Origin of the sequence: Pseudomonas sp. GM48, from assembly GCF_000282335.1 — a bacterium.
Lineage (GTDB): Bacteria > Pseudomonadota > Gammaproteobacteria > Pseudomonadales > Pseudomonadaceae > Aquipseudomonas.
This window is the reverse complement of sequence record NZ_AKJM01000017.1, coordinates 1-17664: the sequence shown is the minus strand read 5'-3', so window position 1 is coordinate 17664 and position 17664 is coordinate 1. Positions and strand designations below refer to the sequence as shown.

Genomic DNA, 17664 nt, shown 5'->3' with positions numbered 1-17664 from the left:
TCGCAGGCTCGGCAGCTGCTACCCGGATTTACTCATCATTCCAACAAACAGGATTTGAGACATGAACTACACCACCCCAACCAAACTGCAAGCCGCCATCCTCGACTGGGCCGGCACCGTGGTCGATTTCGGCTCCTTCGCCCCGACGCAGATTTTCGTCGAGGCCTTCGCCGAGTTCGATGTCCAGGTGTCCATCGAAGAAGCCCGTGGCCCGATGGGCATGGGCAAGTGGGACCACATCCGCACCCTGTGCGATCTGCCGGAAGTTGCCGAGCGTTATCGCAAAGTGTTTGGGCGCACGCCGACCGACGATGACGTGACCGCGATCTACCAGCGCTTCATGCCGCTGCAAATCGAAAAAATCGCCGAGCACTCGGCACTGATTCCCGGGGCGTTGGAAACTATCGCCAATCTGCGTCAGCAAGGGATCAAGATCGGCTCTTGCTCCGGCTACCCGAAACAGGTCATGGACAAAGTGGTCGAACTGGCCGCCACCAATGGTTACGTGGCCGATCACGTGGTCGCCACCGACGAAGTGCCGAATGGCCGCCCATGGCCCGCCCAGGCACTGGCCAATGTCATCGCCCTGGGTATCGACGATGTCGCCGCGTGCGTGAAGATCGATGACACCGTGCCGGGCATTCTCGAAGGTCGCCGTGCCGGCATGTGGACCGTGGCGCTGATCTGCTCGGGCAACGCCCTGGGCCTGGACTACGAAGGTTATCGCGCGCTGGGCAGCGACCAACTGGACAGCGAACGCAAGCGCATCCACGCCATGTTCGAAGGTTCGCGCCCGCACTACATGATCGACACCATCACCGATCTGCCGGAAGTGATCGCCGACATCAACAAGCGTCTGGCCAACGGCGAAATGCCGCAATCGAGCTAAAAAACGCAACGCCCCCCTGTAGGAGCGAGCTTGCTCGCGATGGAGTGTCAGATACGTTGATGTCGACTGACACTCCATCGCGAGCAAGCTCGCTCCTACAGGTTTTTCTGTCTACTACCTGAACCAGAGCATCCAGCGACCAATCGCCTCAGGCAAACCCGGTGAAACAGGATTACAGTTAATGCACGCCGTCAGACAAGAACGGTGGCTTTAAACCGGACCTCTGAGGAACACCGTATGCCGTGGAAAAATTCCGCCTCGCGCTACAGCACCGTATCGATCGCGCTGCATTGGTTGATGCTGGTCCTGCTGGTGCTGGTTTACGCCTGTATCGAGTTTCGCGGGTTCTTTCCCAAGGGCAGTGGCGGACGCACGCTGATCGTCGAATCACACTTCATGCTCGGCCTGACCGTATTCGTTCTGGTCTGGCTGCGATTGTTCGCACGCAGTCTCGGCCCGGCACCGGAGGTCTTCCCGGCCTCGCCGCACTGGCAAACGACGCTGGCCAGGCTGATGCATTGGGCGCTGTACATTTTCATGATCGTCACGCCGATTCTCGGATGGCTGGTCACCAGCGCCAAAGGCAATCAGGTGATGTTCTACGGTGTCGACCTGCCGATGCCGATCGCGGAAAACAAGGACCTGGCCAAACAACTCCAGGACTGGCACGAGCTCGGCGGCACTATCGGCTATTGGCTGATCGGCCTGCATGCCGCGGCCGCGCTGTATCACCACTATGTGGTGGGCGATAACACCTTGCTGCGAATGATGCCCAAGCGGGTGAACCGCGACTCCTGAAACCAATGAACTCCAATGTGGGAGCGGGCTTGCTCGCGAAGGCGGAGTATCAGTCGATTTTGTATTGCCTGACACACTGCCTTCGCGAGCAAGCCCGCTCCCACACTGGATCGCAGCGCCGCTCAGTTTTTTGAACTCAAACCCCGCCACCCCTGCAAGCCGCCGGTGTGGATGAAAATCAGTCGCGTACCTTGGGCGAATCGGCCCGCTTCGACTTGCTGCTTGAGTGCCAGCAGCGCTTTGCCGGTATACAGCGGTTCCAGGGGGATGCCGCTGGCCTGCCCGGTCTTTTCAATGAACTCAAGCAGCAGCGGATCGACCTTGGCAAACCCGCCGCGACTGGCCTCAAACAGTTCATACACCGGACCTGACACGCCCGCTTGCCCCACGATCATCTCGACCTGCTGCGCCACGCCATGATCGTCAGGCACCGCCAACGCCCCGTAAACCGGATGATCACCGGCTTCGGCCAGCACCAGCCCCGCGAGGGTCGTGCCGGTGCCGCAGGCTAGCCACCAGCCGTCGTAATCACTCCAGCCCAATCCAGCCAGTTGCGCACCAACCTGCGCCCGCAACTGCATGCACCCTCGGGCACCGGGTAATCCGCCCCCACCTTCAGGCACCGGATGCAACGTCGGGTACTGCGTTTGCCAGGGCTGCCAAAAACCGGCCTCGTGTCGCGCCCGATAGCCGCCGTAACCCAGCCAGTGCAACTGCATGCCAAATGCCTGCAAATCCGCCACGGTCGGCGTTTCCTGAGGATGCCCGCGCAACAGGCCGACAGTGGCAAAGCCGAAACGCTGGCCCGCCGCCGCCAACGCATGGAGGTGATTGGAATGCGCCCCACCGAGACTGATGATGCCTTCGGCACCGACGCGCTCGGCGGTCTTCAGGTGCTCGATTAGCTTGAACCATTTGTTGCCGCTGATCAGCGGGTCGATCCGGTCCAGACGCAGGATCGCCACTTCGATACCGGCGTGGGTAAGCCAGTCGAGATCAACGCGTTCAAGGGGGGGCTGGGGTAGCCAGGTGGAGGAAGGGAGAAGCATCAATGCCGGCTCTGGGTGAAGAGCCGGCATCTTAACAGCTGACTTGTGGCGAGGGAGCTTGCTCCCGCTCGACTGCGCAGCAGTCGCAAACCCGGAACACTCGATACTTCTGATGTGCCGAACCTACCGATTTGGGGCCGCTTCGCGGCCCAGCGGGAGCAAGCTCCCTCGCCACAGGCCTGCTATTACAACTGCGCCGCCAGACGCGAACCCTGGTTAATCGCCCGCTTGGCATCCAGTTCTGCCGCGACGTCCGCGCCGCCGATCAGATGCACGCTCTGCCCCGCCGCCACCAGGCCTTCATGCAACTCACGCAGCGGATCCTGCCCGGCGCAAATCACGATGTTGTCCACCGGCAGCACCTGCGGTTCGCCGGTTTCGCCGATGCGGATGTGCAGGCCTTCGTCGTCGATTTTCAGGTATTCAACACTGTTGAGCATCTGCACCTGCTTGTTCTTCAGACCGGTGCGATGAATCCAGCCGGTGGTTTTACCAAGTCCGTCACCGACCTTGGATTTCTTGCGTTGCAGCAGGAACACGTCGCGGGCCGGGGCATGGGGCGCCGCCTCGATACCAGCGACACCGCCGCGTGCTTCAAGGTGCGTATCGATGCCCCATTCCTTCCAGAACGCGGCGCGGTCCTGGCTGGTGGCGACGCCTTCGTGGACAAGGAACTCGGAGACGTCGAAACCGATACCTCCCGCACCAATCACCGCGACGCGCTTGCCTACCGGTTTGCGCTCCAGGATCACATCCAGATAGCTCAGTACCTTGGCGTTTTCCACCCCTGGAATGGCCGGCACGCGCGGCGCAATGCCGGTGGCCAGAATGATCTCGTCGTAACCGCCTTCGACCAGTTCTGCCACATTCACTCGGGTGTTCAGGCATACCTCGACGTTGGTGGTCTGCAACTTGCGGTTGAAGTAGCGAATGGTCTCAAAGAACTCTTCCTTGCCCGGAACACGCTTGGCGATGTTGAACTGACCGCCGATCTCGCTGGCCGAATCGAACAGCGTCACCTGATGGCCACGCTCGGCGGCCACGGTCGCGGCAGACAAACCGGCAGGGCCGGCACCGACCACGGCGATTTTCTTCAGTTGCTGCACGGGCAGGTAATTGAGTTCGGTTTCGTGGCAGGCACGCGGGTTGACCAGGCAACTGGTCAGCTTGCCGCCAAAGGTGTGATCGAGGCAGGCCTGGTTGCAACCGATGCAGGTGTTGATTTCATCGGCGCGACCTGCAGCGGCCTTGTTGACGAAATCCGGGTCGGCGAGGAACGGCCGCGCCATGGACACCATGTCGGCATCACCCTCGGCGAGAATCTGCTCGGCGACTTCCGGTGTGTTAATGCGGTTGGTGGTGATCAGCGGAATAGTGACCGAGCCCCGCAGCTTGGCCGTGACCTTGCTGAAAGCCGCACGTGGCACTTTGGTGGCGATGGTCGGAATCCGCGCTTCGTGCCAGCCGATACCGGTGTTGATGATGGTCGCACCGGCCTGCTCGATGGCCTTGGCCAGTTGAACGATCTCTTCCCAGGTGCTGCCACCTTCGACCAGGTCGAGCATCGACAGGCGGAAGATGATGATGAAATTCGGGCCCACCGCTTCACGTACGCGACGAACGATTTCCACCGGCAGGCGCATGCGGTTTTCGTAGCTGCCACCCCAGCGGTCGGTACGATGGTTGGTGTGGGCCGCGAGGAACTGGTTAATGAAGTAGCCTTCCGAACCCATGATTTCCACACCGTCGTACTCGGCGGTTTGTGCCAGTACTGAACACGTGACGAAATCGCTGATCTGCTTCTCGATGCCTTCCTCGTCCAGTTCTTTAGGCTTGAACGGGTTGATCGGGGCCTGGATTGCACTGGGCGCGACCTGTTTCGGGCTGTAGGCATAGCGACCGGCGTGGAGGATCTGCATGCAGATCTTGCCGCCTGCGTCGTGCACGGCACGGGTAACGATGCGGTGTTTCAGCGCTTCCTCTTCGGTAGTCAGCTTGGCTGCACCGGAATACACGCCACCTTCGTCGTTCGGGCCGATGCCGCCGGTGACCATCAGGCCGACACCGCCACGGGCACGCTCGGCAAAGTACGCCGCCATACGCTCGAAGCCACCCGGCTTCTCTTCAAGACCGGTGTGCATCGACCCCATCAGGGTGCGGTTGCGCAGCGTGGTGAAACCCAGGTCCAGCGGAGCCAACAGGTGCGGGTATTGAACGGCGGTCATCGGAAACTCCACATCGTGCGATCACGGAAAGTGCAAGGGCTCTACGGCCCCTGTCAGTCATGCTCGACAGACTAAGAGTCGCACCACTGTCGCTCAATGACCGTAACTGACAACTTATTGATCGAAATGAGCAGCAACACTTGGCAAGCGACGACATGGGCCATAACCTAGTCGACGAACCCTGCACGCGACCGTTGACTGTTCCCCATGCGCAAACTTTTGTACCTGACGCTCTCCATGGCGATGGTTGCCGCCCTCACGGCTTACGCGATGTGGGCCGCGGACCGACCGGTGGGCCATTATCTTTCGGACCTGCGGATCAATCTCGCCGTCGATCAGGGCACACCTGCCGATCGCGGCAACCTGCTGGGCATCCAGCCCGAGCTGTTTCCCACCGATTACCAAAGTCCCGAACGCCTGCACCGTAAACTTGCGGCTTACTTGCAGAAGGCCCGGGACCAGGGCCTGTTGAACGGCAAAACCATCGTCGTGTTGCCGGAACATGTCGGCACCTGGCTGATGGTCAGCGGCGAGAAAGACGAGCTGTACCAGGCCACCACCCTCAAGGAGGCCATGAACTGGCTCGCGGTGAGCAATCCCTTGAAGTTCGTTCGCGCCCTGATCAGCGCCGAGGGCGGCAACCGCCTGGACGATGCCCACCTGCGCATGAAGGCCAAGGCGATGGCCAGGGACTATCAGGCGCTGTTCGGCGGGTTGGCAAAAGAATTCCACGTGACCCTGGTGGCCGGTTCCATTGTTTTGCCCGAGCCCAGCATCATCGACGGCACCCTGAAAATCGGCCGCGGAGCGCTGTACAACAGCAGCGTCGTGTTCAGTAGCGAGGGGCTGCCAATCGGTCAGCCCCAGCGCCAGATGCATCCGGTCTTCGCTGAACAGGAGGCAATCAAGGCCAACGGCGAGCATTCGCTGAATGTCGTCGATACCCCCGCCGGACGCCTGGGCATACTGATCGGCCGCGACAGCTGGTACCCGGACAACTACCGCAAGCTCGACGACCAAAGCGTGCAACTGATCGCCGTCCCCGCATACGTGGCTGGCCGGGGCACGTGGGACCAGCCGTGGCGCGGTTATCGGGGTACATCCACACCTGCTTCAGTGAATCTCAAATCCGGCGAGATCAGTGAAGGCCAGGCCTGGCAACGCCTGACCCTCACCACCCAGGCACCGGCCAGCCAGGCCATCGCCGGCATGAGCGTGTTCCTGCGGGGTCAGTTCTGGGATCAGGGCAGCGCCGGCCAGAGTTTTCTCAGCAGCAACGGGCGGCAATTCGCCGACGGCGACGCCCATGGGGCGCGCTTGCTGAACCTGTGGTTGTAACCCATGAAACCGCTGCCGATGCGTCTGGGCGATTTGTCAGTAGGCTTTGTTCACAGCCTGGCCGACGCCGTGCGCAGCCATGGCGTGGACCCACAGCCACTGCTCGAACAATACGGCCTCGATACCGCTCGCCTGAGCGAAGCCGGTGCGCGGCTGTCGATCCCGCGCTATATGCGCCTGGGTCACAGCGCCATTCAGCTGACCGACAACCCGGCGCTCGGCTTGCGCATGGCTCAGTTCAGCCGCTTGAGCCAGGCCGGCCTGGCCGGTATCACCGCCGCCCAGGCGCCGACGGTGCGTGAAGCGGCACGCTGCCTGATTCGTTTTGAAGCCCTGTACGGCTCGAACTATCGCGGTCAATCGAGCTTTCATGAAGATGCCCAGGGCGCCTGGCTGCGCTTTTATTCCATCAGCCCGTACAACGCCTACAACCGTTTCGTGGTGGATTCGATCATCGCAGGCTGGTTGCACCAGCTCTCCAGTGTCAGCCCTGCCCCGCTACGCGCCGAACGCATTGAAATCGAGTTCGAGCAGCCCGACTACCGCGCCGCCTACGACGTCCTGGGTGACTGCCCGATTGTGTTTGGCGGCGAGCACAATCAACTGCGCTTGAGCCTTTCCAGCCTCGCACAGCGCAACACCGAGCATTGCCCGAGTACCTGGCGGCACTTGCTGCAACTGTGTGAGCGGGAACTGGAGCAACTGACACGTACCCGCAGCCTGCGTGAACGCATCATCGCGCTGCTGGGACCGTTGCTCAATGGCGGCCGGGAACCCGACCTGGAAGAAGTGGCGGCACGCTTGAAGCTGCCAACCTGGACCTTGCGCCGCAAACTCGCCGAGGAAGGCACGCAATTTCGCGCCATTCTCAACGATACCCGGCGCGACCTCGCCATGACTTACATACGCGACACCGAACTGGCATTCGGAGAAATCGCCTACTTGCTGGGATTTGCCTCAGCCGAGGCGTTTCAACGCGCTTTCAAACGCTGGAACGGGCAGACACCCGGCGAATTTCGCCGCAGCCATAGAAAAACAGCCTGAAGCCTCTAGCTGCAAGCGAAACGTTGAAGCTTTAAAGCTCAGTAGCGTCTTCTGCGGGTTCCAGCGGGTCCAGTTCGAAAGCCTGGTACTCGAGCAGTTCTTCTTGATAATCGTCCATTTTTGAATCCCCCAACCCGTATTGAAAAACATCTGAACAAATGACCAATGCCTTGAGCATAAGGTGCCCGCGTGAAAGAAAAATGACGCGGGCACGACACTTCGTCGCTACTGAATAAAACGTAGCAGGCAGTCTGGAATTTATCACGGGTTTTTTCGCTACAGGCCGCAGGACAGCGGCCTTGTTTGACGCGGATCAATCTTTGCGCTCGCTACGGGACCGTTACTTGTTGGCCGATCCCGTACCGCGATCAATCACTGGCCGGAGGCAGGCATCGCCGGAATCGGCTCGCTCGGCGGTGGCATGTCCGTCGGGTTCGCCGGTGGTGTGATGGATTCTACCGAAGGTACCGGCTCTGTATTCTGAACCGGGGTAATCGGTGCCGCTTCAGGCGGTGGAGCAAGCGGTTCAGAGGCCGCCGGGGCGGGTTCCACTGGGGCGGCTGGGGTTGGCGCGGCGATCGGTGCAGTTGTCGGAGCAGGCGCCAGTGGAGCCGGCGCTACCTTGGCTTCAGGCATGCCCAGGTCTGTTTTCGGCTTTTCGGTGATGTGCGCAGCCTTTTTCGCTTCCGGCGGCAGGAACAGCTCGACCAGCGCAAAGAAACGCTCGTAGAACTTGGCAGACGATACGGTTTCGCTGGCGACCTTGACCATCGAGTCATCAGAGGAGCCGATCGGCATCGACACCGAGCCCAACACCCCCACACCGAGACTGGCAGAGTTGTTGGTCTTCTTCAGCGCATAACGATCCTGCAAGGCGTTGGCGAATACGGTCGCGTGGTGCCCTTCGCTACCGTCATCGGCACACACCACACTGAAACTGATCTCCATGTGATTCTCGCCGGTCTGCTGGAAGCTCTTGTGGCCGCTGACCAGCTTCGGATCGTTGCTGGTGATGATGTAACCCTGGCTCAACAAGGCGCGGCGGGCCGCTTCGCAACTCTGGGTATCGGTGACCGGGTAGTTGCGGGAAAACGTTCCGGAGTCGTCGAAGTTCTCATGCTCATAGATGGCCGCCTTTTTCGATGAACAACCGGCCGCAACGGCCAGCACGGCAACCAGCCCGACAACCCGCATGGGAAATGATTTAAACATTGAACATCCTGAGGAAAACGGTTCGGGGCGTATTGTGCAACAGATCGATGCTTAGCGGAGCAACGATTGTGTCTTAAAACAGTTACAGGCTGATTGACCCCGGTTTCAAGGAAAAGTCACCGCGGCAAATGACGTACGGCAAACAAAAAGACCCCGGCCTTTCGGCCGGGGTCTCCTGTGCAGCACTAAACCTTGTCAGGCATCAGTAATGCTTGATGTCCGCCTGGCTTTCCAGCTGCTTGCGGTAAGCCGCAAAGTCTTGCTGGCCGATGCGCGAAGCGAGGTAGCGACGATATTGCGCTTTCTCTTCTTCGGTCGGCGCGGCGCCTTCGTTCACGCCATTGAGACGCACGATCATCAGGCTGCCATCCGCCAGCGTCACGCTGGTGAAGGTTGGTTTGTCCCTGGCCGCAGGCTTAGCCATGCGGAACAGCGCTTGCAGCACCGCCGGGTCGACCCCTTCCTGAGCGCGGGTCGCCGCTTCGGTGACTTTCCAGGCCTGGCCGTCGATCGCCTTATCCAGCGGGGTCTTGCCGTCGCGCAGGCTTGCAATCAACGCTTCAGCCTTGGTCTTGGCATCAGCACTGGCGTGCTCCTTGGCCAATTGCTCGCGGATGTTGACCGCAACGCTTTCCAGCGGCAGTTGCGAAGGCTTCAAGTGCTCCTTGGCGCGCAACACGACCACGGTTTCCGGATCGAGCTCGATGGCGGTGCTGTTCGCGCCCTCATCCAGGACTTCCGGGCTGAACGCTGCAGTGACCACGGCACGGTTGGCTGCAATACCCTCACCGCCTTCACGGCCGAACGGCTTGGACGTGTGGACGGTCAGTTTCAGGTCCTGCGCTGGCTGAGCAAGATCGGACGCTTCGAACGAGGCGTCTTCCAGTTGCTTGCTCGCTTCGACGAAGCGCTGCTCGACCTGCTGGGTTTTCAGACCACGGGTCAGTTTGTCTTTCAGGCTGGCGAACGTTGGTACTTGTGGCGCTTCCACGCCCAACAGCTTGATCAGGTGGAAACCGAAGTCAGTGCGAACCGGCCCCGATACCTGGTCCTGGGTCAACGAATACAGGGCTTTTTCGAACGCAGGGTCGTAGACGCCAGGACCGGCATAACCCAGGTCACCGCCGTTGTTCGCCGAACCCGGATCCTGGGAGAATTCCTTGGCCAGAGCCTCGAATTTCTCGCCCTTGGCCAACCGGGCCTGGATCTCTTCAATCTTCGCCTTGGCTTGCGCCTCGGTGGTCTTGTCGTTGACTTCAATCAGAATGTGCGCAGCCCGACGTTGCTCGGACAAGTTCGCGATTTCTTTCTGATAGGCCGCTTGCAGGTCTTCGTCGCTGACGCTGACCTGATCGAAGAAGGAAGCCTTCTTCAACTCGAGGTAATCAATGATCACCTGATCCGGCGTCATGAATTCCTTGGCGTGTTCGTCGTAATGAGCCTTGACCTCTTCGTCGGTCAGCTTCACAGCCGCCGGGTCAGCCTTGATGTTCAGCGAAGCGAAATCGCGGGTCTGTTTTTCCAGACGGGCAAACGCCAGCACCTGCGTATCGGTCACGAAACCGCTACCTGCCAGGCCGGCACGCAGCTGACCAATCAGCATTTCCTGAGCCAGCATCTGGCGGAATTGCATGCGGCTATAGCCGAGTTGGCGAATTACCTGGTCGAAACGCTCCGAGCTGAACTTGCCGTCAACCTGAAACTCTGGTGTTTGCAGGATGACCTGATCAAGTGCCGCCTCGGAAAAAGCGAACTTCGACTTTTCTGCGCCTTGCAGCAGCAGCTTGCGATCGATCAGGCCCTTGAGAGCCGATTCGCGCAACATTTTTTCATCCAGCAAGGAAGCATCGAAATCCTTGCCCAGCTGTTGCATGAGCTGGCGGCGTTGCATATCGACCGCCTGGCTCAGCTCGTTCTGGCTGATTTCATCGCCGTTGACCTTGGCCGCATCATTACTGTGCGACGTGGCCTTGAAAATGGCGTCGAAACCGGTCAAGGCCATCAGAACAACGATGACCCCGATAATAGTCTTGGCAATCCAGCCTTGTGAATTGTCCCTGATATTCTGCAGCATGCGTCCCCCAGAAACGGTTGAACTTCAAAATTAGGCAACCGTGGAGCGTGGGTAGAATCCGGATAGAAGAAAGGCGCATCCGAGGATGCGCCTTCTCGTAACTGGCGGAGCGGATCGAGGGCTCGAACTTGCGACCCTCGGTGTCTTGAACCGGCGACCTGCAGTCAGGACTGCCGCTCCGCTGCCAAGTCAGGCATGACCCCGACCCGGATGGGTAAAAACCTGAATCGAACTTAGTTGACAGCTTCTTTCAGTGCTTTACCGGCTTTGAAACCTGGTTTTTTGGCTGCGGCGATTTCCAGCGTCTTACCGGTCTGTGGGTTACGACCAATGCGAGCTGGACGATCAGTTACGGAGAAAGTACCGAAACCAACCAGAACAACAGAGTCGCCAGCCTTGAGAGCGCCAGTGACGGATTCGATTACAGCGTCCAGCGCACGGCCAGCAGCAGCTTTCGGGATATCAGCGGATGCAGCGATAGCATCAATCAGTTCCGACTTGTTCACTCTAAGTCCCCTTATATCTATTTGAGTATGATTCTAAGTTTTTTTGGTGAAAGCAAAAACGAGTGCTGAATGGCCTACAGACACTTAAGAGCCGCTTTATAACAAGGGCTCTAAAAAGCTGTCAAGAAAGCCCCCCAGGCAAATACGTACTAATGCGTGCTAATTCTTTCCTTAGAATCTGCGTCGCGTTTCTCATCCTTCGCGACTATCTCCGGAGCCACGTCCGGCAAGGGCTCCGGCGCGTATTGCAACGCAATTTGCAGGACCTCGTCAATCCATTTAACCGGTTTAATCTGTAGATCCTGCTTGATATTGTCCGGAATCTCTTTGAGATCGCGCACATTCTCTTCAGGAATGATCACGGTCTTGATTCCGCCACGATGGGCAGCCAGCAGTTTTTCTTTCAAGCCGCCAATCGCCAGCACCTGGCCACGCAAGGTGATTTCGCCGGTCATGGCGACATCCGCGCGTACCGGAATGCCGGTCAATGCCGACACCAGGGCCGTACACATGCCCACACCGGCGCTAGGACCGTCCTTCGGAGTCGCCCCTTCCGGCATATGGATGTGCGTGTCGCGCTTCTCATGGAAGTCCAGGGGAATGCCCAGGCTTTTCGCCCGGCTGCGAACAACGGTCAAGGCAGCGGTGATCGACTCGACCATTACGTCACCCAGCGAACCGGTCTTGATCAACTGGCCCTTGCCCGGCACCACAGCGGCTTCGATGGTCAGCAGTTCGCCGCCCACCTGAGTCCATGCCAGCCCGGTCACCTGGCCGATCTGATCCTGCTGCTCCGCCAGGCCGTAGCGGAATTTGCGCACGCCCAGGAAGTGCTCCAGCGCGTCTGCGGTGACCTTCACCGAGAAGCGTTTTTCCAGCGCATGTTCCTTGACGGCCTTGCGGCAAACCTTGGCAATCTGCCGCTCCAGCCCACGCACACCAGCTTCACGGGTGTAGTAGCGGATGATGTCGCGAATCGCTTCGGCGTCGAATTCCAGCTCGCCTTTTTTCAAACCGTTGGCAGTGATCTGCTTCGGCGAAAGGTACTTCACGGCGATGTTGATCTTCTCGTCTTCGGTGTAGCCCGGCAGACGGATCACTTCCATCCGGTCCAGCAACGCCGGCGGGATGTTCATCGAGTTCGAGGTGCACAGGAACATCACATCGGACAGGTCGTAATCGACTTCCAGATAGTGATCGTTGAAGTTGTGGTTCTGCTCGGGATCGAGCACTTCCAGCAACGCCGATGCCGGATCGCCACGCATGTCGCTGCCCATTTTGTCGATTTCATCGAGCAGGAACAGCGGGTTGCGGACACCCACTTTTGTCATCTTTTGAATCAATCTTCCTGGCATCGAACCGATGTAAGTACGGCGATGGCCACGAATTTCCGCTTCATCACGTACGCCGCCGAGGGCCATGCGCACGAACTTGCGGTTGGTGGCGTGAGCAATCGACTCCGCCAGGGACGTTTTGCCCACCCCGGGAGGACCGACCAGGCACAACACCGGACCACGAATTTTCTTCACACGCTTTTGCACGGCGAGGTATTCGAGAATGCGTTCTTTGACTTCTTCCAGGCCGTAGTGGTCGGCATCCAGAATGTCTTCTGCACGCGCCAGATCCAGGCGCACCTTGCTCTGGGCCTTCCACGGCACCTGAACCAGCCAGTCGATGTAGGAGCGCACTACGGTCGCTTCCGCGGACATCGGCGACATTTGCTTGAGCTTGTTCAGTTCAGCCGTCGCCTTGGCCAGGGCGTCTTTCGGCAGACCGGCGGCATCGATACGCTTTTTCAGGTCTTCGACTTCGTTGTGACCTTCGTCGCTATCGCCGAGCTCTTTCTGAATGGCCTTCATCTGCTCATTCAGGTAGTACTCGCGCTGACTGCGCTCCATTTGCTTTTTGACGCGGCCGCGAATGCGTTTTTCGACTTGCAGCAGATCGATCTCGGCATCCAGCAACGCCAGAACGTGCTCGACCCGGGCCGACAAATCGATGATTTCGAGGATTTCCTGCTTCTGTTCGATCTTCAGGGCCATGTGCGCGGCCATGGTGTCCACCAGGCGGCCCGGCTCGTCGATGCTGTTGAGCGATGACAGGACTTCAGCGGGGACTTTCTTGCCCAACTGCACATACTGCTCGAACTGAGACAGCAGGCTGCGAACGAACACTTCCGACTCGCGCTCTGGCGCGTCGACTTCGTCGATCAGGGAGACTTCGGCACGGCAGTGGCCATCCACTTCGCTGAAGCGCTCCACGGCGCCCCGCTGCTCACCTTCGACCAGAACCTTGACCGTTCCGTCAGGCAGCTTCAGCAGCTGCAGAACGGTGGCAATTGTACCGACGCGATACAGGGCATCTTCACCGGGATCGTCGTCAGCCGGGTTTCTCTGGGCCAGCAGAAGAATCTGCTTGTCACCCGTCATCGCGGCCTCGAGGGCTTCGATGGATTTCTCGCGCCCCACGAACAGCGGGATAACCATGTGCGGATAAACCACGACATCACGCAATGGCAGGAGAGGCAATTCGATGGTTGTCTTCATGATTTCGCCTCTACGGCGGCCGCAAGGCCGTAAACAGATGGAATTAAGCTTGAAACCAAGATGGGGGCTGCCTTGAAAAAAAACAAGCGCAAAGACAGTGTTAAAACGCACTAAAAGAAAAGGGGCCCGAAGGCCCCTTCTTTGTTCAAGCTGCGTGACGCTTAAGCGTCTGGCGCGGCCTTGGCGGTCGGCTCACTGTTTTCGTAGATATACAGTGGCTTGGACTTGCCTTCTATCACGCTTTCATCGATCACTACTTTGCTCACCTCGGATTGCGAGGGGATTTCATACATAGTGTCGAGCAATACACCTTCGAGAATCGAACGCAGGCCACGGGCACCGGTTTTACGTTCCAGGGCACGCTTGGCGACCGATTTCAGAGCGTCGGAACGGAATTCCAGATCAACGCCTTCCATCTCGAACAATTTGGCATATTGCTTGGTCAGAGCATTTTTCGGCTCGGTGAGGATCTGCATCAACGCAGCCTCGTCAAGCTCGTCCAGCGTGGCAAGTACCGGCAGACGACCGACGAATTCCGGGATCAGACCGAACTTGACCAGATCGTCAGGCTCGACTTCACGCAGGGACTCGCCCACCTTCTTGCCTTCTTCCTTGCTGCGCACTTCCGCGTTGAAACCAATGCCACCCTTGGTGGAACGGTTTTGAATAACCTTTTCCAGACCGGAGAACGCACCACCGCAGATGAACAGGATGTTACGGGTGTCGACCTGAAGGAATTCCTGCTGCGGATGCTTGCGACCACCTTGAGGCGGAACGGAAGCGACCGTGCCTTCGATCAACTTGAGCAGGGCCTGCTGCACGCCTTCACCGGAAACATCCCGGGTGATCGACGGGTTGTCAGACTTGCGCGAAATCTTGTCGATTTCATCGATGTAGACAATGCCCATCTGGGCTTTTTCTACGTCGTAATCGCATTTCTGCAGCAGCTTCTGAATGATGTTCTCGACATCTTCACCCACGTAACCCGCCTCGGTGAGGGTGGTTGCGTCAGCGATGGTGAACGGAACGTTCAGCAAGCGGGCCAGTGTTTCGGCAAGCAGGGTCTTACCCGAGCCTGTCGGGCCGATCAGCAGGATGTTGCTCTTGCCGAGTTCGACGTCGTCATTCTTTTTGTCACGCTGATTCAGGCGCTTGTAGTGGTTGTACACCGCTACGGCCAGAACCTTTTTCGCACGCTCCTGACCAATCACATACTGATCAAGGATGCCGCTGATTTCTTTAGGCGAAGGCAATTTATGCGCGCTGCTTTCGGCCTGTGCTTCCTGCACCTCCTCGCGGATGATGTCATTGCACAGGTCGACGCACTCGTCGCAGATAAAGACCGAGGGGCCGGCAATCAATTTGCGCACTTCATGCTGGCTTTTGCCACAGAAGGAGCAATAGAGCAGCTTGCCGTTGTCCTCGCCGTTGCGGGTGTCAGTCATTCGTTCGATCCAAATCCGATAGGCTTGCAACACAAGATGAAGGCTATTGCGGGCTTTTTCAAGCCCGCAGGTGATCGGACCCGCCGACCAACCCTATTTTGAGCTGCTTATTTTAAGCAGGGCGCTGAGTGATCACTTCATCGATCAACCCGTACTCACGCGCGGCTTCTGCACTCATGAAATTGTCGCGGTTGGTATCGCGCTCGATTTCTTCAAGAGTGCGCCCGCTATGCTTGGCCATCAGCGTGTTGAGACGCTCACGAATAAAGAGGATTTCCTTGGCATGGATTTCGATATCCGACGCCTGGCCCTGGAAACCGCCCAGTGGCTGGTGAATCATCACACGCGAGTTCGGCAGGCAGTAACGCTTGCCAGGGGCACCGGCCGTCAGCAGAAACGCGCCCATGCTGCACGCCTGACCAATACAGGTGGTGGCCACGTTGGGTTTGATGAACTGCATGGTGTCGTAGATCGACATGCCCGCCGTCACCGAACCGCCCGGGGAGTTGATGTAGAGATGGATGTCCTTGTCCGGGTTTTCCGCTTCAAGGAACAGCAGTTGCGCACAGATCAGGTTGGCCATGTAGTCCTCTACCGGACCAACCAGAAAGATCACTCGCTCCTTGAGCAGGCGCGAGTAGATGTCGTAGGCGCGCTCGCCACGAGCGGACTGCTCGACAACCATCGGGACCAGGCCACCTGCGGCCTGGACATCAGAGTTCTGCTGAATATACGAATTACGGAACATGCTCTGCAGTCACTCCCAAATAGTTATGTCTTGAATACGCATAAGCCAGCTCGAGAGCTGGCTTATGGTGTGTGCTTCTAACGCAGTAACAATCAGTCGGCTTGTGGAGCTTCTACCGGCTTGACCGCTTCTTCGTAAGAGACCGATTTGTCGGTCACGCTAGCTTTCTGCAGAACAGTATCCACAACTTGCTCTTCCAGCACAACCGAACGGACTTCGTTCAGTTGCTGGTCGTTCTTGTAGTACCAGGACACAACTTGCTCAGGCTCCTGGTAAGCCGAAGCCATTTCCTGAATCATTTCGCGAACGCGAGCTTCGTCAGGCTTGAGGTCGAACTGCTTGACCACTTCAGCCACGATCAAACCCAGTACCACACGGCGCTTGGCTTGTTCTTCGAACAGCTCGGCCGGCAGTTGGTCTGGCTTGATGTTGCCGCCGAACTGCTGAACAGCCTGCACGCGCAGACGGTCAACTTCGTTGGACAGCAGAGCCTTTGGCACTTCGATCGGGTTGGTGGCCAGCAGACCGTCCATTACCTGATTCTTGACCTTGGATTTGATCGCCTGGCGCAGCTCGCGCTCCATGTTCTTGCGAACTTCGGCGCGGAAGCCTTCCAAGCCGGTTTCCTTGATGCCGAATTGAGCGAAGAACTCTTCGGTCAGTTCTGGCAGTTTTGGCTCGGAAACAGTGTTTACAGTCACGGTGAACTCGGCGGTTTTGCCAGCCAGGTCCAGGTTCTGATAGTCCTCTGGGAAAGTCAGGTTCAGAACGCGTTCTTCACCGGCTTTTGCGCCAACCAGGCCATCTTCGAAACCAGGGATCATGCGGCCGGAACCCAGAACCAGCTGAGTACCCTTGGCGGAACCGCCAGCGAACACTTCACCGTCGACTTTGCCGACGAAATCGATGTTCAGCTGGTCTTCGTTCTGGGCAGCGCGATCGGCCACTTCGAAACGGGTGTTCTGCTTGCGCAGGATTTCCAGCATCTTGTCCAGATCGGCATCAGCCACGTCAGCGCTCAGGCGCTCGACGGTGATACCTTCGAAACCGGCAACGGTGAACTCAGGGAACACTTCGAATACAGCGACGTATTCCAGGTCCTTGCCTGCTTCCAGGGATTTAGGCTCGATCGAAGGCGAACCAGCCGGGTTCAGCTTCTGCTCAACCACAGCTTCGTAGAAAGAAGACTGGATCACGTCGCCTACAGCTTCCTGACGAGCATCGGCACCGAAACGGCGCTTGATTTCGCTCATTGGCACCTTGCCTGGACGGAAGCCGGCAATCTTGGCCTTTTGGGCGGTCTGCTGCAGACGCTTGTTGACCTGGCTCTCGATGCGCTCAGCCGGCACGGTGACGCTCATGCGGCGCTCAAGAGCAGTAGTATTTTCAACAGAAACTTGCATGGATATTCCTCGTTGCACAGACGTTAGCCGGCCGTTTCCGACCCCAGAATCAAGGGCATGCATTCTAGTGGGTCAAACTCAAGAAGTCACCCTACTGAAAACGGGTAAAAACGCAGCAGGCAATTTATAGGTGCGAATGCACGGATGCACCTCGCCCCGATGGCAAATACAACCAATCACGCCAGGGCTCTGCACCAACCCTTCTATATATAGAAGAGGTAGCCAATCATCTCCCTGACAGCCGACCTCGCAAGCGAGGCCGGCGGACAGGACGGCATCATCGAGAAACATAAATACGACGAAACGCCCTGCCCCTACGGCCCGAAACCGGCAGCCGCTGAAACAAAAAAGGCGCCAGACTTTTCAATCTGGCGCCTTTCGAAATAT

14 protein-coding genes are annotated in these 17664 nt (G+C 58.4%); 4 read left to right on the top strand and 10 right to left on the bottom strand.

From position 1 onward, the window contains the following. Positions 1 to 61 precede the first annotated feature (61 nt). Positions 62 to 889, top strand: a complete 828-nt coding sequence (gene phnX / locus PMI28_RS25805) for a phosphonoacetaldehyde hydrolase (RefSeq protein ID WP_007982227.1) — start codon at positions 62 to 64, stop codon at positions 887 to 889. 237 nt (positions 890 to 1126) lie between these two features. Next, on the top strand, positions 1127 to 1687 hold the full coding sequence (locus PMI28_RS25810; protein WP_007982225.1) for a cytochrome b: 561 nt from the start codon (positions 1127 to 1129) through the stop codon (positions 1685 to 1687). A gap of 122 nt (positions 1688 to 1809) precedes the next feature. Here PMI28_RS25810 and PMI28_RS25815 read toward each other — a convergent pair whose 3' ends face one another. Together PMI28_RS25815 and PMI28_RS25820 are read right to left on the bottom strand one after the other, a co-directional pair. Continuing rightward, positions 1810 to 2736 (bottom strand): 1-aminocyclopropane-1-carboxylate deaminase/D-cysteine desulfhydrase, encoded by a 927-nt coding sequence (locus PMI28_RS25815; RefSeq protein WP_007982223.1) that lies wholly within the window; start codon positions 2734 to 2736, stop codon positions 1810 to 1812. Positions 2737 to 2921: 185 nt separating this feature from the next. After that, positions 2922 to 4961 (bottom strand): oxidoreductase, encoded by a 2040-nt coding sequence (locus PMI28_RS25820; protein WP_007982222.1) that lies wholly within the window; start codon positions 4959 to 4961, stop codon positions 2922 to 2924. 207 nt (positions 4962 to 5168) lie between these two features. Between PMI28_RS25820 and PMI28_RS25825 the strand changes: the two genes are divergently transcribed. Both PMI28_RS25825 and PMI28_RS25830 read left to right on the top strand, forming a co-directional pair. Then, positions 5169 to 6299, top strand: coding sequence for a nitrilase-related carbon-nitrogen hydrolase (locus PMI28_RS25825; RefSeq protein ID WP_007982220.1), 1131 nt, complete (start codon positions 5169 to 5171; stop codon positions 6297 to 6299). 3 nt (positions 6300 to 6302) lie between these two features. Next, complete coding sequence (locus tag PMI28_RS25830; protein WP_007982218.1) at positions 6303 to 7343, top strand: AraC family transcriptional regulator; 1041 nt, start codon at positions 6303 to 6305, stop codon at positions 7341 to 7343. A 31-nt stretch (positions 7344 to 7374) separates the two neighbouring features. On the opposite strand, the gene PMI28_RS30715 is transcribed toward PMI28_RS25830, so the two are convergent. From PMI28_RS30715 to tig, 8 genes are all read right to left on the bottom strand, one after another. Beyond that, positions 7375 to 7521 carry a hypothetical protein gene (locus PMI28_RS30715; protein ID WP_173900858.1) on the bottom strand — a complete coding sequence of 49 codons (147 nt, stop codon included), beginning with the start codon at positions 7519 to 7521 and terminating at the stop codon, positions 7375 to 7377. Between the two features lie 194 nt (positions 7522 to 7715). Beyond that, on the bottom strand, positions 7716 to 8555 hold the full coding sequence (locus PMI28_RS25835) for a DUF2242 domain-containing protein (RefSeq protein WP_007982216.1): 840 nt from the start codon (positions 8553 to 8555) through the stop codon (positions 7716 to 7718). Between the two features lie 202 nt (positions 8556 to 8757). Next, positions 8758 to 10629, bottom strand: a complete 1872-nt coding sequence (locus PMI28_RS25840; protein ID WP_007982214.1) for a SurA N-terminal domain-containing protein — start codon at positions 10627 to 10629, stop codon at positions 8758 to 8760. 233 nt (positions 10630 to 10862) lie between these two features. Then, complete coding sequence (locus tag PMI28_RS0128255) at positions 10863 to 11135, bottom strand: HU family DNA-binding protein (RefSeq protein ID WP_002552737.1); 273 nt, start codon at positions 11133 to 11135, stop codon at positions 10863 to 10865. 149 nt (positions 11136 to 11284) lie between these two features. Further along, positions 11285 to 13681, bottom strand: a complete 2397-nt coding sequence (gene lon, locus PMI28_RS25845; protein ID WP_007982212.1) for an endopeptidase La — start codon at positions 13679 to 13681, stop codon at positions 11285 to 11287. 161 nt (positions 13682 to 13842) lie between these two features. Next, positions 13843 to 15126 carry an ATP-dependent Clp protease ATP-binding subunit ClpX gene (clpX, locus tag PMI28_RS25850; RefSeq protein ID WP_007982210.1) on the bottom strand — a complete coding sequence of 428 codons (1284 nt, stop codon included), beginning with the start codon at positions 15124 to 15126 and terminating at the stop codon, positions 13843 to 13845. 112 nt (positions 15127 to 15238) lie between these two features. Beyond that, positions 15239 to 15874 (bottom strand): ATP-dependent Clp endopeptidase proteolytic subunit ClpP, encoded by a 636-nt coding sequence (gene clpP, locus PMI28_RS25855; RefSeq protein WP_007982208.1) that lies wholly within the window; start codon positions 15872 to 15874, stop codon positions 15239 to 15241. A 92-nt stretch (positions 15875 to 15966) separates the two neighbouring features. Further along, positions 15967 to 17277: a trigger factor gene (gene tig / locus PMI28_RS25860; protein ID WP_007982206.1), complete on the bottom strand. Its 1311-nt coding sequence runs from the start codon at positions 17275 to 17277 to the stop codon at positions 15967 to 15969. Positions 17278 to 17664: the final 387 nt, after the last annotated feature.